This window comes from Bacillus sp. GW823-FHT06B01 (genome assembly GCF_058952315.1).
Genome location: NZ_JBXAHR010000009.1, coordinates 20,418 through 35,406, shown reverse-complemented (window position 1 = coordinate 35,406; position 14,989 = coordinate 20,418). Strand labels below are relative to the sequence as shown.

Annotated in this window: 14 protein-coding genes; 12 read left to right on the top strand and 2 right to left on the bottom strand. The window is 35.6% G+C overall.

Annotated elements, in window-relative coordinates; translation table 11 throughout:
* Positions 1 to 123 precede the first annotated feature (123 nt).
* The 5 genes from AC1Q8N_RS27025 to AC1Q8N_RS27005 all read left to right on the top strand — a co-directional run bounded on the left by AC1Q8N_RS27025 (position 124) and on the right by AC1Q8N_RS27005 (position 5,411).
* Positions 124 to 1,317, top strand: a complete 1,194-nt coding sequence (locus AC1Q8N_RS27025) for a sensor histidine kinase (protein WP_048542908.1) — start codon at positions 124 to 126, stop codon at positions 1,315 to 1,317.
* On the top strand, positions 1,314 to 1,970 hold the full coding sequence (locus AC1Q8N_RS27020) for a response regulator (protein WP_098642500.1): 657 nt from the start codon (positions 1,314 to 1,316) through the stop codon (positions 1,968 to 1,970). The genes AC1Q8N_RS27025 and AC1Q8N_RS27020 overlap by 4 nt, the downstream gene beginning before the upstream one ends.
* A 138-nt stretch (positions 1,971 to 2,108) precedes the next feature.
* Positions 2,109 to 3,041, top strand: coding sequence for an ABC transporter ATP-binding protein (locus AC1Q8N_RS27015; protein ID WP_000960160.1), 933 nt, complete (start codon positions 2,109 to 2,111; stop codon positions 3,039 to 3,041).
* A gap of 15 nt (positions 3,042 to 3,056) precedes the next feature.
* A complete protein-coding gene (locus AC1Q8N_RS27010; protein ID WP_098642499.1) occupies positions 3,057 to 4,253 on the top strand; it encodes an ABC transporter permease in 1,197 nt (398 codons plus the stop codon).
* 12 nt (positions 4,254 to 4,265) lie between these two features.
* On the top strand, positions 4,266 to 5,411 hold the full coding sequence (locus AC1Q8N_RS27005) for an ABC transporter permease (RefSeq protein WP_098048794.1): 1,146 nt from the start codon (positions 4,266 to 4,268) through the stop codon (positions 5,409 to 5,411).
* 11 nt (positions 5,412 to 5,422) lie between these two features.
* Here AC1Q8N_RS27005 and AC1Q8N_RS27000 read toward each other — a convergent pair whose 3' ends face one another.
* The gene (locus tag AC1Q8N_RS27000) at positions 5,423 to 5,620 is read right to left on the bottom strand and encodes a hypothetical protein (RefSeq protein WP_141497539.1); all 198 of its coding nucleotides are present in this window, start codon (positions 5,618 to 5,620) and stop codon (positions 5,423 to 5,425) included.
* Between the two features lie 237 nt (positions 5,621 to 5,857).
* Here AC1Q8N_RS27000 and AC1Q8N_RS26995 point away from each other — a divergent pair, with 237 nt between their 5' ends.
* From AC1Q8N_RS26995 to AC1Q8N_RS26970, 6 genes are all read left to right on the top strand, one after another.
* Positions 5,858 to 7,558: an ABC transporter substrate-binding protein gene (locus tag AC1Q8N_RS26995; protein WP_098079948.1), complete on the top strand. Its 1,701-nt coding sequence runs from the start codon at positions 5,858 to 5,860 to the stop codon at positions 7,556 to 7,558.
* A gap of 244 nt (positions 7,559 to 7,802) precedes the next feature.
* On the top strand, positions 7,803 to 9,530 hold the full coding sequence (locus AC1Q8N_RS26990; protein ID WP_141520061.1) for an ABC transporter substrate-binding protein: 1,728 nt from the start codon (positions 7,803 to 7,805) through the stop codon (positions 9,528 to 9,530).
* Positions 9,531 to 9,638: 108 nt separating this feature from the next.
* A complete protein-coding gene (locus AC1Q8N_RS26985) occupies positions 9,639 to 10,595 on the top strand; it encodes an ABC transporter permease (protein ID WP_048542900.1) in 957 nt (318 codons plus the stop codon).
* 12 nt (positions 10,596 to 10,607) lie between these two features.
* Positions 10,608 to 11,531 (top strand): oligopeptide ABC transporter permease, encoded by a 924-nt coding sequence (opp4C, locus tag AC1Q8N_RS26980; protein ID WP_000447957.1) that lies wholly within the window; start codon positions 10,608 to 10,610, stop codon positions 11,529 to 11,531.
* 10 nt (positions 11,532 to 11,541) lie between these two features.
* Positions 11,542 to 12,522, top strand: a complete 981-nt coding sequence (locus tag AC1Q8N_RS26975; protein WP_000030797.1) for an ABC transporter ATP-binding protein — start codon at positions 11,542 to 11,544, stop codon at positions 12,520 to 12,522.
* Positions 12,519 to 13,484: an ABC transporter ATP-binding protein gene (locus tag AC1Q8N_RS26970; RefSeq protein WP_001294493.1), complete on the top strand. Its 966-nt coding sequence runs from the start codon at positions 12,519 to 12,521 to the stop codon at positions 13,482 to 13,484. Before AC1Q8N_RS26975 ends, AC1Q8N_RS26970 begins: the two co-directional genes overlap by 4 nt.
* Before the next feature lie 37 nt (positions 13,485 to 13,521).
* On the opposite strand, the gene AC1Q8N_RS26965 is transcribed toward AC1Q8N_RS26970, so the two are convergent.
* On the bottom strand, positions 13,522 to 14,394 hold the full coding sequence (locus tag AC1Q8N_RS26965) for a Cof-type HAD-IIB family hydrolase (protein WP_142330280.1): 873 nt from the start codon (positions 14,392 to 14,394) through the stop codon (positions 13,522 to 13,524).
* Positions 14,395 to 14,912: 518 nt separating this feature from the next.
* On the opposite strand from AC1Q8N_RS26965, the gene AC1Q8N_RS26960 reads away from it, so the two are divergent.
* Positions 14,913 to 14,989 (top strand): DUF3948 family protein (locus AC1Q8N_RS26960; RefSeq protein WP_002101907.1); only part of this gene is annotated, 77 nt, incomplete at its 3' end.

Genomic DNA, 14,989 nt, shown 5'->3' with positions numbered 1-14,989 from the left:
TTTTCTCATATTTTGAGGAGGGCTTGCTCTTTTTGTGTAAGAAAAGAGAAGTAATTGGTATAATTTTCTTGTTGTTACAATAAAGAGACATATTTTAGGTTATTAAAACGTGAGGAGAATTTTATGTTAGGATACGCGCGAATAGCTACGATCGTCATGATTTGTTTTGTTTACGCAAACCATGTTTCACGTGAAACAGCACATTTGCAATTTTTTGTGGGTACAGCACTTTTTATTTATATTGTGAATCACATTTTGCTAGTAAAAGTGAATGGAGGTAAAAAACTTGTTTTTTATACAATATTAGCGAATGGGATAGTCACAGCTTTATTAGGTTTTTTATTTCCCGAGACATGTTTATATTTAATTATATTTGGAATTGATGCAGTAGGGCTATTTATTCATGAATTTCGTAGAAGCATGAGGTACTTTTTTATTACTTTTTTCTTTCTTTGTTGGCTTATAAATATATTACATGCGTATCAACATACAGGTAGTTTAGAATTGGAGAGTAATGCCATTAATTTTATGTTCATCGTTTTTAGTGCTTTAGCTGGAAGCTTAATAAAAAAACTTACAGCTGCTCGGAAAATGGTAGATGAGCAATATGAGGAATTGACATTGTCTCATACAGCTCTAAAAGAAGCGCATGAACAATTACGTCTATATGCCAAAGAGGTAGAAGAATTGACAGCCGTTCGAGAGCGAAATGATATTGCCCGAGAAATTCATGATACTGTCGGTCATAATATGACAGCCTTACTTGTCCAATTACAACTGGCAGAGGCTTTGTGGAAACAAAAGTCGGACGCTACGGAAGAGGTTTTACATACATGTCATGGGCTAGCCAGGAAATCACTTCAAGAGGTGAGAGCGTCTGTACATGCCTTAAAAGAAGAAGGTAAACTAGGGAACATAATAGAGAATATGCGTGAAATGTTACATGGATATTCTAAAGCGACGAAAGTACAAGTATCGTTTCAATTACAAGGAGATCCGGTTGTGATTCCGCTGTCACTACAACCTACACTGCTCCGGGTTATGCAAGAGTCTTTAACAAATGCAAAGCGGCATGGCAAGGCGAGTTTATGTGAAGTGAGTTTAACTTGTTCGGCGAAACAAGTTAAACTATGTATTTTGGATAATGGCGTGGGAGTTAACGAGGTAAGCCCAGGTTTTGGTTTACTTAATATGAGAGAACGAGTAGAGGAACATGGTGGAACTATTCAATTTGAAAGTGAGATAGAAAAAGGCTTTCGGTTACAGATTGAATTTCCACTTCAGGAGAAAACGTGGTTAATAGGGGGAACTGTATGATTCGGATTATGATTGTTGATGATCAATCACTCATTCGTGATGGCTTAGCGATGTTATTAAATTTACGTCAGGAACTTGAAGTAGTGGGAACTGCTACAGATGGAGACGAAGTGATACAAAAGGTGAAAGAGTTACATCCTGAAATTATTTTGATGGATATTCGGATGCTCCGTATGAATGGTGTTGAAGGAACACGTTTAGTTAGAGAACAGTTCCCTCATATAAAGGTACTTATGTTGACGACTTTTAGTGATAGTGAGCTTATCTTTGAAGCATTGGAGCAAGGAGCAAGTGGTTATTTATTGAAGGACATGGAGACAGATGCAATCGCTCAAGCAATTTTAACGGTGCATAGTGGAGGGGCTGTGCTTCCTCAGGATATAACAGCGCAAATCATAAAAGAATTAAAAAAGACAAAAGTAGCAGTAGAGTGCACCACACCAGAACAATTAGCGCAATTAACTGAGCGAGAAGTAGATGTTTTAAGGGAAATTGGACTTGGGTTAAATAATAAAGAGATTGCGGAAAAGTTATTTATTACAGAGGGAACTGTTAAGAATCATGTTTCTAATTTAATTAGTAAGTTAGAACTGAGAGATCGAACGCAAGCAGCCATATACGCAGTAAGGTATGGCATCACGATGTACACATGACTTTTGGCATATATAATTGTGAAAAAGCAGCAAAATTTGCTGCTTTTTTATTTTGTATTTCTATCTCAAGGATGATGGAGAGAAGAAGAAATTTTTCTACAATGAAAGTGTAGATGAATGCAAAGGGGCTGAATCAGTATGTTAGTCATAGATCATATTACGAAATCATTTGGTAAGAAGGAAATCATAAAGAATGTTTCTTTTGAGGTGAAGAAAGGGGAAACATTTGGATTGCTTGGTCCAAATGGAGCGGGAAAATCAACGACGATATCAATGATTTGCGGGTTAATTTCATACGACAGTGGTGATATAAAAGTTGGTGGGAAATCTGTAAAAGAATATCCATTAGAGGCGAAAAAGAAAATTGGTATTGTTCCACAAGACATTGCGCTCTATCCAACACTTTCAGCGAAGGAAAATTTGGTTTTTTGGGGAAAAATGTACGGTTTAAATGGAAAAATTGCAAAAGAACGAGCGGAGGAAGTATTAGCTTACGTCGGTTTACAGGACCGTGGAAAAGATAAAATTGAAACATTTTCAGGTGGAATGAAAAGGCGTATTAATATTGGTGCAGCACTTATGCATGAGCCAGAGTTGTTAATTATGGATGAACCGACAGTTGGGATTGATCCGCAATCGAGAAACCATATTTTAGAGACTGTTAAAAAGTTAAATGAAAAAGGGATGACAGTTATTTATACGAGTCATTACATGGAAGAAGTAGAGTATTTATGTGAAAGAATTGCAATTGTTGATCATGGAAAGGTAATTGCATTAGGAACGAAAAGGGAGCTATGTAATCGACTGGCGGATGGGTTTATAGTGAGATTGCAATTAAATCGTTATAGTACGGAACTGCTACAAAAGTTGAAAGCACTATCTGTTGTTGAACGAATTATTTTTGATGAAGATAATAGTACGATTGATATTGGGCTAAATGGTGGCGAGTCCATTGGTACAGTTGTGTCAGTAGTTGTGGAGAACAACGCTCAAATTTTAAAGCTTGAAGTGCAAGAACCGAATTTAGAGGCACTCTTTTTACAATTAACAGGACGTTCACTTCGTGATTAAGGAGGTTAGTGCGAGATGAAAAGTTTTATTATTGCATGGAAAGATTTAAAAATACGTTTAATTGATCGGCGCGGATTTATGATGATGTTAATTATGCCGCTTTTATTAACAGCGATTTTAGGTTCAGCGTTAAGTAATATATTTGATAATGGTGGACTACCAAAAACAGTGATTGGCTATTATCAAGTAGGAAATGATGAGTTTGCAGATGTCTTTCAAAAAGACGTATTGCAATCTAAAGAATTAAAAGATGATGTGAAAGTAAAGATAGTTAATTCTCAGGAAGAGCTTGAAGATATGTTAAAGGAAAAGAAAATCGATGTGGGAATCGTCATCCCAAATAAATGGAGCGAACAAGTACAAGATGGAAAATTAAAAGAACCAAAGGTGTTTATAGACCCATCAAAAGATATACAAGCGAAAATCGCTGAATCAATGGTCCGCTCTTTTTCAGAGCGTGTTCAAACAATTGCGGTATCTACTAAAAGTGTTGTGACGGAATTAGCAAATTCTCAGCATAGTAATGTGGAACAAGTTGCAAAAGAAGTAAGTGGGGATTTACAAACAGTAGCAACTTCGGGTGCAGATAACATTGAAAAAGGAACGATAGGTAAAAAAACAGTTGCAGCGATGCAATATTATGCCGCAGCGATGTTAGTCATGTTTTTACTATATAACATAACAGTAGGTGCAAAGTCAGTTGTAACAGAGCAACGAACTGAGACGTTGGCGCGTTTGTTCAGTACACCGACGAGCTCATTTTCAATTTTATTCGGGAAGTTTTTAGGTACATTATTATTTGCTTGTATACAATTAGGAATGTTTATAGTTGCTACACACTTTATGTTTCAAGTGGAATGGGGTGGAGACTTGTCCCAAATAGTAGTGGTGGGAATGTCTTATGCAATTTGTGTTTCTGGTTTATCTATGTTAATTGCAGCTTTTATTCGTGAGGAAAAAACGGCAGATGTAATGGGAGGAATCGGTATTCAAATACTCGCTATATTAGGGGGATCGATGTTACCGATTTACGTATTCCCTGATACACTTCAAACCATTGCGAATGTTGCTCCGAATAAATGGGCACTTACGAGCTTCTTAAATATTATGTCGGGAACACCTTGGGATGTGTTACTCCCTGTTATTTTTAGTTTATGTAGTGCGGGAATTGTCTCCGTTATGATAGGAACATTACGTTTACGTACGAGATAGGAGGGGGAAATGATGAAGAAGGTTTGGGCGCTTTGTTGGCTAGAGTTAAAACAAATTTTAATAAAACCACAAAGTTATATACTCATGTTTGGAATGCCTATTATTTTTACACTCATTTTCGGCGGACTTTTAGGTGGAAGTGGGAATACGAAAGTAAATGTTAGCTTAGTAGATGAAGATGGTTCTACATTATCTACCAAGTATTACGAGGACATAAAGAAAAGTGACTTAATTTCTATAGAGAAGGTAACGTATAAGGAAGGAAAACAGAAGATTGAAAACAAAAAATCATCCGGCATAGTTATTATTCCGAAAGACTTTCAAAAGAGTATGCTAGATGGAAGGATAGAAAGTATTCAGTTTCAAGCCAGTGCTGATTTTACTGGTGGAACTTCTGTAGAGCAAGTATTGGCAAGCGCGTTAAAAAAAATGGAGATAGAAGTTAGCGCAGCGAGAGATTTAGAGAAGAAAAGTAACACTTCGTGGGAAACAATGTATAAAGAAATTTATACAAAAGTAGAACCTGTTTCGATTCAAAAAGAGTCAATTTCACATGATGATCAAAAGTTAAATGACGTTACAGGACGAGCGGCAGGCTTTTCAATTCTATTCGTTATGATTGTTATGTTAAGTGCGACGGGGACTATTTTGAAAGCTAGACAACTTGGTGTTTGGTCTCGTTTATTAGGAACGCCGGTTTCAAAAGTTCAAATATTAGCAGGGTATATCCTATCGTTCTTTTTAATAGGTTGGATTCAATTCGGTGTTTTAATGATATCAACGTATTCCTTATTTGATGTGCAGTGGGGAAATTTATTAGGGGTTATTATACTCGTTTCCGTATTATTATTAGCTGTCATTGGTCTAGCCTTATTATTAGCAAGCATCGTAAAAACAACAGAACAACAGTCAGCGCTAGGGAATATCGTTGTGATTTCAACATGCATGATTGGTGGTCTTTATTGGCCGATTGAAATTGAACCAGCATGGATGCAAACGGTAGCAAACTTTGTTCCACAAACTTGGGCGATGCGTGGCTTTACGGAGTTAATTGTAAGGGGAGGTACATTGGCAGATATAGGAGGATATATTGGTATACTCATTTTATTTGCAGGGGTCTTTTTCATAATTAGTTTAACAAGAATACGTTACGACTGAAAAAAACAGAGTTACAGCTTTACACGCTGAACTCTGTTTTCTTTTTGTGTGGTATCTTCTTTTGTTGAAATGATAATAGCGATCCCGAGCATAATAAAAAAAGATAAAAAGAGGACGAACTTTGGGAAGAATGGGAATAGTAATAGCGCCCCGACTATCATAATGGTTAATAACACGTAGTGCAGGACGTATTGGAATAGGTTGTCCATGTTTTCGCCCCCTTTTTGGTAATTGGTTATTAGTAGTCTATGTTTCATATGGAACGAATAGAAGTGAATTTTTAATTTTGTAATAAGAAATAAAAGAGAGTGATTGACATGTTTAAAGGAAAGGAATAATCTTGAAATTAATTCATACTATTTTTATAGGAAAAATAAAGATAGTTACAGAAAGGAGGCCTATGTTCCTACATCTTTAAAAATTAGGAAGGTAAAGGTGAGAGTGCAATGAAAAATGTTTTTAAAGGAGCACTTGCTACATTTCTTAGTGTGTCAGTATTACTAGCCGGATGTGGTCATGAGGAAGCAAGTACAAATGAAGCCGGGAACGTACCAAAAGTAAAAGATGAATTTATTAAGGCGAGCGACAAAGCAAAAAGTCCTACAAAAGTAAATGAAAGAAAAGATACTTTTGTAGTTGGAATGCCGAGTCCTGGAGGGATATTCCTTCCGCACTTTATGGAGAATGGATGGGATGGTAATATAACGCAAGCTATCTTTGCGCCCCTTGTTGGGCTGGATAAGGAAGGAAAGCCAATTCCAATATTAGCGAAAAAGTGGGAGATTTCGGAGGATCAGCTTACATATACATTCCATTTGAAGGATGATTTAAAGTTTAGTGATGGTTCACCGTTAACTGTAGATGATGTAGCATTTACATTAACGTTATTACATGATCCAACTTATAGTGGTGCGACTGATATAAGCCAAACAGCAATAAAAGGTGGGCAAGCTTATAAAGAAGGAAAGGCAACCTCTATTGAAGGAATTCAAATCATTGATCCGAAAACAATTACGATTACGACTGAAAAGGTAAATGCTCAAACATTATCATTAATCGGTGGAGAAGTTATATCTAAAGCTTATTATGGGAGAGAGTATAAACAAGGACACTTGGAGTACTTAAAAGAGTTATATGGAAAGCCGGTGGGAGCAGGAGCTTATAAATTGGATAAATATATTCCTGGTCAAGAGGTTCGATTTGTAGCAAATGAAAATTATTTTGAAGGAAAACCGAAGATTGAGCACTTTATTTATAAAATTACAAAGGGTGATACGAAGTTACAACAATTTCAAGCAGGAGAAGTAGATTATGATGGTTTTACGACAAACGTGGAGACCATTGAGCAATTAAAAGATTTAGGTTTTGCTAATATTAATGTGTATACGGGAAGCTCTTATGGCTACATTAAAATGAATTATAAGAAGCCATACTTTAAAGATAAACGTGTCCGCCAAGCATTTATTTACGGATTAGAGCGTCAAAAGGTTATTGATACGTATTTCCAAGGATATGCGTCACTCGTTAATGTACCGATTACGCCAGTTTCATGGGCGTATACAGAAGAGGGCATTAATAAATATGAGTATAATTTAGAGAAGGCGAAGAAATTACTGGATGAGGCTGGATGGAAAGCGGGTTCGGATGGAATTCGTGAAAAAGATGGACAAAAATTGAAAGTAAGTTATTTTGCCTCATCAGCAAGTAAAATAAATGATGTAATGATTCCTGTGATGAAAGAAGATTATAAAAAGTTGGGTGTAGAGTTTAACCCAGAATATATGGACTTTAATACGATGATTTCAAAAGTGATAAAAGGTGATTATGATTTAGCGATGGTATCTACGCCAATGATTGATGATCCGAGCGGAACGATTGAAGAGTTTGTTTCAACAAGTAAACGAAATTATGATGGATATTATAATCCGAAAGTAGATGAATTAGCTAAGCAAGCATTAGAAACGTTGGATATTGAAAAGCGAAAAGAAATTTATAAAAAGTTATATCAAGAATTAAGTGAAGACCCGCCTGTAATCTTCTTGAATAATAGCAAAGTGGTGTCTGCACATAATGCACGAATTCAAGGATTACAAGAAGATAACTATAACGGTATTTTATTAAGTTTACCTAAATTAAAGATAGAATGATAATTTTGAAAAAATTCTAAAAATATTTATTTAGAAAGAATTGACAAAATATAACGGAAGATATAAGCTAATAACCATAAAGTCTACCGGAAAGGTCGGAATAGGATTGTTACCCCTCAAAAACATCTATTTTCTTACGAATAAAACCGACTTTTCCGATTGGCTATAAAATATTGCTGTGGGAGGCATACATAAGGCAAGCAGTTCATAAGGTTTAATTATTAAAAAAGTTAGGGTGGGGACAATGAAGAAAAAGACAAAAAAATGGGCTGGTGTATTTTCAGTATTATTGAGTAGTTTGCTTGTGTTATCTGCTTGTGGGGGACAGGAAGATACGGCTTCTACAGAACCGGTAAAAAAGCAGGATTTAAAAGACGCTAAGATTGAATCAATTCCAGCTACAGATAAAAAGAAAAGTCCAGAGAAAGCAAATCAGCGAAAAGATACTTTTATTACAGCCATTTCTAAGCCAGGGGGAGTTTTCCTTCCGTATTTTCAAGATAATGGTTGGGATGGAAATGTAACGTCTGTTATTTTTGCGTCATTAGTAACAACAGACAAACAAAGTAAACCTATTCCGGATCTTGCAGAAAAATGGGATATTTCTGCTGACCAGTTAACATATACATTCCATTTACGTAAAAATCTAAAATTTAGTGATGGTTCGCCTTTAACGGCGGAGGACGTAGCATTTACATTAACACTACTTCATGATAAAGCGTATGAAGGTGGAATGGATATTGCACAGTATGCTGTTAAAGGTGGAAAAGAATATAAAGAAGGAAAAGCAACTTCTATTGAAGGAATTCAAGTTGTTGATCCACAGACAATTAAAATTACAACTGAAAAAGTTAATTCACAGGCGCTAACTAATTTAGGTGGTCCAGTGCTATCAAAAGCTTATTATGGAAAAGATTATAAACAAAATACAAGTTTAGACTATTTAAAAGCATTATATGGGCAACCAATTGCAGCGGGTCCATATAAATTTGAAAAATATGTTCCAGGTCAAGAAGTACGCTTTGTTGCTAATGAAAATTATTATGCAGGTAAACCAAAAATCAAAAACTTTATTTACAAAATCACATCAGGTGATACTGGATTCCAATTATTCCAAACAGGTGAACTGGACTATAGTGGATTTAGAGCGAACCCTGAAAATATAGACCAATTAAAAGGATTAGAGTTTGCAAATATTAATCTTGAATCATCAAGTGATATTGCTTATATCTATGTAAATAATAAGAAATCGTATTTGAAGGATAAGAAGGTGCGTCAAGCACTTACTTATGGATTAGACCGTAAGAAGTATGTGGATACAGCTTTACAAGGATATGGATCTGTTGCTAACGTACCAATTGCGCCAGTTTCATGGGCATATACAGAAGAAGGTATTAATAAATATCCACACGACGTAGAAAAGGCTAAAAAATTATTGGATGAGGCTGGTTGGAAAGTAGGTTCTGACGGGGTTCGTGAAAAAGATGGTCAAAAACTAAAATTAACATACTACGCATCAAATACAGGTAAAACAAATGATATCTTTATTCCAATTGCAAAAGAAAGTTACAAAGAAATCGGTGTTGAATTAAATCCAGAGTTGATGGACTTTAATACGATGCTTTCAAAAGTAGGAAAAGGTGACTACGATTTAGCGGCAGTTTCAACACCAGGAATTAGTGATCCAAGTGAAGTTGTAAGTGATTACTTATCAACTAATCCAAAAAGTGATACGGGTTATAACAACCCGAAAGTAGATGACTTGATTGTAAAAGGTATAGGGACGACAGATATTGAAAAACGTAAAGCAATTTATAAAGAACTGTATAAAGAGTTAAGTGATGATCCACCAGTTATTTTATTAAACTATCGTAAACTACTTTATGCTCATAATGCACGTATAAAAGGAATTGATCCAGAAAAGTACGATAGCATTAGTTCCAACTTACCAGTGTTATCTATTGAACAATAAGGGTTGACCTAAATAATAGAAGGCGTTTTTTCATACAGCGATGGGATAGTAGCTGTTTTGAAAAAATGTTCTTCTATTTTTAAGTAAATAGGATTGGGGAGACAAAAGGTGAAAACATATATCGTTCGTAGGTTCCTTCAAATGATCCCTACATTGTTTGGTACATCTATTATTATTTTTTTCTTATTTGCACTTTTGCCGGGGGATTATATTGATTCAAATCCTAAGTTAACACCAGAGAGAGCTCAAGAGTTAAGGGAATTGTATGGCTTAAACAAACCAATTATTGAAAGGTATTTTCATTGGTTAGTGAATGCTTTGCATGGTGATTTTGGATTTTCTCTACAGTATCAAGAACCTGTAACTTCATTACTTAATAAATTTATTTGGAATACATTTATCGTTGCTGTTGCAGCTTTATTTTTCACTTGGATTATTGCTCTTATTATTGGGGTTATTTCTGCAACAAAGCAGCACTCTTGGTTTGATAGATTGGTAACAATCGGTGTCTTTGCAGCAATGTCATTTCCATCATTCTTTATCGGATTATTTTTAATTAAATTATTAGCAGTTGATTTAAAGTTATTACCTATTGGTGGCATGATTGATATTGGAAGTAACTCAACAGGAATAGCATACATATTAGAAGTATTACGTCATATGATTCTACCTGTATTTATTTTAACGCTTCTTGGTGTAGGATCATTAACACGATATTTTAGAACTAGCATGTTGGATGTTGTTAGGCAAGATTATATTCGTACTGCTCGTGCAAAAGGTTTAAAAGAAAGAACCGTTATTTATAAACATGCATTGAAAAATGCAATTTTGCCAGCAATTACATTACTTGCTTTTGAATTACCTGGTTTATTTTCAGGAGCGATTATTATTGAACAGATTTTTAATTGGCCAGGGATTGGGAGTATTCAATTAGAAGCATTAAACTTCCGTGATTATACGGTATTAATGGCCTTTACAATGTTTCTTTCTTGTTTAACAATTATGGCTAATTTCTTAGCTGATATTGTATATGCGTTTGTTGATCCAAGAATTCGATTGAAGTAAGGGGGGAAAGATATGGAGACTATTACACCAATAATAGAGAAAAAGAAAGAACGAAAAAAGAGAAATGAATCATCACCATGGCGTCAAGCGTATAAAAAAATTAAGAAAAATAAGATGGCACTGTGTGGCTTATACGTTTTAATATTTATGTTTTTATTTAGTTTTATCGGTCCAATCTTTTCGCCGTATGCTGATGGGAAAGTACAAGTAACACAAATTAATAAACCACCCAGCCTGTCACATTGGCTTGGAACAGACCAGTTGGGACGGGATATTTTAACTAGACTTATGCAAGCAGGTCGTATTTCATTAACAATTGGTTTAGCGTCGATGCTATTATCCGTTATACTAGGAGCTTTATTAGGAGCAATTGCTGGTTTTTATCGAGGGGTTGTAGATCATTTAATTATGCGTGTTGCGGATGTGTTAATGTCCATCCCGGGATTACCGCTACTTATTATAATGGGAGCAATTTTATCAGAATGGAAATTACCATCGGAATACCGTTTATATGTTGTAATGATTATTTTAAGTTTAGTAGGATGGCCAGGACTTGCCCGGCTTGTGAGAGGACAAATTTTAACATTGCGGGAGCAAGCCTTTATGCAAGCAGCAGATGTATTAGGATTAAAGGATTCTCGGAAAATTATTCATCATTTAATTCCTAACGTCTTTCCATTGCTTATTGTTGTAGCAACTTTGGGTGTTGCAGGTTCAATTTTGAGTGAATCCGCGCTAAGTTACTTAGGTCTCGGCGTCGTCCCACCTACACCATCATGGGGGAATATGATTAGCGCAGCTAACTCATTAATTGATTTCCAAAAGCGGCCGTGGTTATGGATTCCGCCTGGTTTCGCAATCTTTATAACAGTTGTATCAATTAATTTACTTGGTGATGCACTTCGTGATGCGTTAGATCCAAAGATGAGACGGTAGGTGAGAAGGTATGAGTAAAGCGGTAGTAGAGCTGAAAGACTTACAAACACACTTTCAGACAGAAGAAGGAACAGTAAAGGCTGTGAATCATGTTAGTTTTACAGTTCGAGAAGGTGAAACGGTTTGTGTTGTAGGCGAATCGGGTTGCGGGAAAAGTGTAACAGCTTTATCTATTATGGGACTTATTGCTGAATCAGGCAGTGTAGTAGGTGGAGATATCTTATATGAAGGAAAAAGTCTTTTAGGAATGAAAGAGAAAGAGCTTCGTAGTTTACGAGGCAATGATATTGCGATGATTTTCCAAGAACCGATGACATCGCTAAATCCGGTCTTCACTGTAGGAGAACAAATTGTAGAGACGTTAAGGGAGCATGAACTGCTTAGTAAAAATGAGGCGTATAAGAAGGCAATTGAGTTAATTCGTAAAGTCGGTATAGCTCGTGCGGATGAAATTGTCCATTCTTATCCACATGAACTGAGCGGTGGTATGCTACAACGTATTATGATTGCTGTTGCACTTAGTTGTAATCCGAAGTTATTAATTGCGGATGAACCGACAACGGCTCTTGATGTTACGATTCAAGCACAAATATTGGACTTATTAAGGCAAGTAAAAGAGGAATTTAAAACATCTATTTTATTAATTACACATGATTTAGGCGTTGTAGCAGAAATGGCGGATTACGTTGTCGTTATGTATGGCGGGAAAGTGATTGAAGAAGCGCCAGTACTAGAAATATTCCAAAATCCGAAACACCCGTATACGAAAGGTTTGTTGAAATCAAAACCAGTGATGGGAAAACGAATAGATAAACTGTACTCTATTCCAGGGCAGGTTCCTAATTTAGTCGGTTTGGATGAATTTTGCTACTTTAGCGGTCGTTGTGAGCATTGTATGGAAATATGTAAAGAAGAAGCGCCAAATCTGAATGTACATGATGAGAATCATAAAGTAGCTTGCTGGTTATATGAGGAGCGTGCGGGACAATGAGTGAACCATTATTAGAAGTAAAAAACTTAAAAACATATTTCCCAATTAAAGGCGGCATATTTAGTAGAACGATTGGACATGTGAAAGCAGTTGATGGAGTAAGTTTTACTATTAATAAAGGCGAAGTGTTCGGTCTCGTTGGTGAATCAGGAAGCGGAAAAACGACGATAGGAAAAACAATTTTACGTCTCGTTCAAAAAACGGAGGGAGAAGTGAAGTTTAAAGGACACGATGTTCATTCTCTATCAAAAGAGGAATTGAGAAAACATCGTCCTAATATGCAACTCGTGTTTCAAGATCCATTTAGCTCATTAAATCCGAGAATGAGAATTGGAGAGGCACTTGGTGAACCAATGTTGGCTCACGGACTAGCGACGAAAGAAAATGTTCGTGAAAAAGTGACAGAAGTATTAGAGTTATGTGGCTTAGCCCCATATCATATTGACCGGTATCCTCATGAGTTTTCCGGTGGACAACGTCAGCGTATCGTTATCGCAAGAGCTATGGTATTAAATCCGGAATTTATAGTAGCTGACGAACCTGTGGCAGCACTAGATGTATCTATTCAAGCACAGATCATTAATTTATTTAGTGAGTTACAGGAGAAAAAGGGACTATCTTATTTGTTCATTTCTCATGATTTAAGCGTAGTAGAGCACTTATGTACGAAAATTGGAATTATGTATTTAGGAACGATTGTGGAAACAGCGCCGCGTGATGAGTTATTTACGAACCCACTACATCCGTATACAAAAGCATTGTTATCAGCTGTGCCAATACCAGATCCAACAGTGAAGCGAGAGCGGATTATACTAGAGGGTGATATTCCAAGTCCAGCAAATCCACCTTCGGGTTGTCGCTTTCATACACGTTGCCCGTTTGCAACAGATATTTGTAAACAAACGGTACCAGAATTCCGTAATGTTGGTGAAGAGCATTTTGTTGCTTGTCATCATGTATAAAAGAAAAGGACCCTTTCAAATTGAAAGAGTCCTTTTTTTATTTACTAGATGAAGTTTGTTTCAATACAAATTTCTCGATTGCGTGGGCAACACCATGCTCATTATTTGTTAATGTTACGACATCACATAGTTTTTTTACATCTTCTTCAGCATTTCCCATTGCAACTGATAATCCAGCTACTTGTAACATTGGCACATCATTAAAGTTGTCCCCGATCGCAATAGTATCTTCAATTGGTATATTGAAATAAGTAGCCATTTCTTGTAGACCGTTCCCTTTATGACCATGCTTATCCATAATTTCTACATTAGTAGGAGCTGATGCCGTAACTGAAATATCAGTGTCTTCTTGTAACATGCTTAATAGCTGTGCACGATGCGCTGCATTAAATGTCAAAATGAAGAATTTAGATATTTCTAATTCTGGATTATTTACAACATCTTCGATTTTTTGGAAATCAGTAATTAAGTTTGATTTTTTTTGTTTTTCTGTAATTCTTTCAAGTTCCTCAAGTGTAACATCTAATGCATGCTTGTTCTCCTCGAAAGCTTGCATAACTTGATCTTGCCATGTATATGGAGAATAAACTCCTTTATTCGTATATAGCTTATAAGGAAAACCTTCAGATTCTAGTAATTTTGCAAGCTTGTATACTTTATCATTTTGTAAACAACGCGAGTTAATTACTTTTCCATCCACATAAACAATTGCCCCATTGCTCGCTCCAACTGGAAGAGATAATTTATATTCTTCCAATAATTTTAAAGCATCCTCTTTTGCACGACCGGAACAGATCATGACTATATGACCAGCCTCTTTTGCAGCTTGGATAGCTTGTAAGTTCTCTTTGGATATTTCAAGATTAGATGATAGTAGTGTACCATCCATATCTAATGCGATTAATTTCAAAATGACCACCTCTTTGCTTTTATTATACATAGTTATATAGAGGAAACATATAAACTTATCTTGGAAAGGTTGTATTTTATCCCGTTTTAATGGTCGGGCTGCCCATAAAAGTTCGATTGGTGAGGGCTGATTAAATTTTCACTTTATCTTGAATAAATCGTTAGTGAAAATTTGATAGATTCCAACGTATTTATTCCAATATGTACTTTAATTTGTAACAAAAGTAGGAGAGAGTATGGGTATATTTCGTTATATGACTGTAATATTACAATAACATTACAAACATAGAGTTAGTAGAAAGTGCATTAAAACAGGGTTTTTAAGGGTGTTTATAAAAAAACGTAAAAAAAGTGTAATAAAATTTACGTAATTATATTGCAACGTAACAATAGTTATGTTACATTAGTGTTACAAACGTTACGTTAATAACTTTAATGTAACGCTAACATAAAAACTATGAAATAAACATTTCTTAGAAATTACATATAGATAACTTATTAAAAAGGAGGATACATAAAATGAAAGAGCAAGTATTACAAGTAACAAAAGGTGACTTCGTAGGATCAGCAAGTGGAGCAGTAGTATTAACAGCATT

What these genes read in the sequence shown, in the direction of transcription:
- AC1Q8N_RS27020 (WP_098642500.1), top strand. Translation starts at nt 1,314, where the DNA reads ATGATTCGGATTATGATTGTTGATGATCAATCACTCATTCGTGATGGC.
- opp4C (WP_000447957.1), top strand. Translation starts at nt 10,608, where the DNA reads ATGGAGACTATTACACCAATAATAGAGAAAAAGAAAGAACGAAAAAAG.
- AC1Q8N_RS27010 (WP_098642499.1), top strand. Translation starts at nt 3,057, where the DNA reads ATGAAAAGTTTTATTATTGCATGGAAAGATTTAAAAATACGTTTAATT.
- AC1Q8N_RS27000 (WP_141497539.1), bottom strand. Translation starts at nt 5,620, where the DNA reads ATGGACAACCTATTCCAATACGTCCTGCACTACGTGTTATTAACCATT.
- AC1Q8N_RS26975 (WP_000030797.1), top strand. Translation starts at nt 11,542, where the DNA reads ATGAGTAAAGCGGTAGTAGAGCTGAAAGACTTACAAACACACTTTCAG.
- AC1Q8N_RS26995 (WP_098079948.1), top strand. Translation starts at nt 5,858, where the DNA reads ATGAAAAATGTTTTTAAAGGAGCACTTGCTACATTTCTTAGTGTGTCA.
- AC1Q8N_RS27015 (WP_000960160.1), top strand. Translation starts at nt 2,109, where the DNA reads ATGTTAGTCATAGATCATATTACGAAATCATTTGGTAAGAAGGAAATC.
- AC1Q8N_RS26970 (WP_001294493.1), top strand. Translation starts at nt 12,519, where the DNA reads ATGAGTGAACCATTATTAGAAGTAAAAAACTTAAAAACATATTTCCCA.
- AC1Q8N_RS26990 (WP_141520061.1), top strand. Translation starts at nt 7,803, where the DNA reads ATGAAGAAAAAGACAAAAAAATGGGCTGGTGTATTTTCAGTATTATTG.
- AC1Q8N_RS27005 (WP_098048794.1), top strand. Translation starts at nt 4,266, where the DNA reads ATGAAGAAGGTTTGGGCGCTTTGTTGGCTAGAGTTAAAACAAATTTTA.
- AC1Q8N_RS27025 (WP_048542908.1), top strand. Translation starts at nt 124, where the DNA reads ATGTTAGGATACGCGCGAATAGCTACGATCGTCATGATTTGTTTTGTT.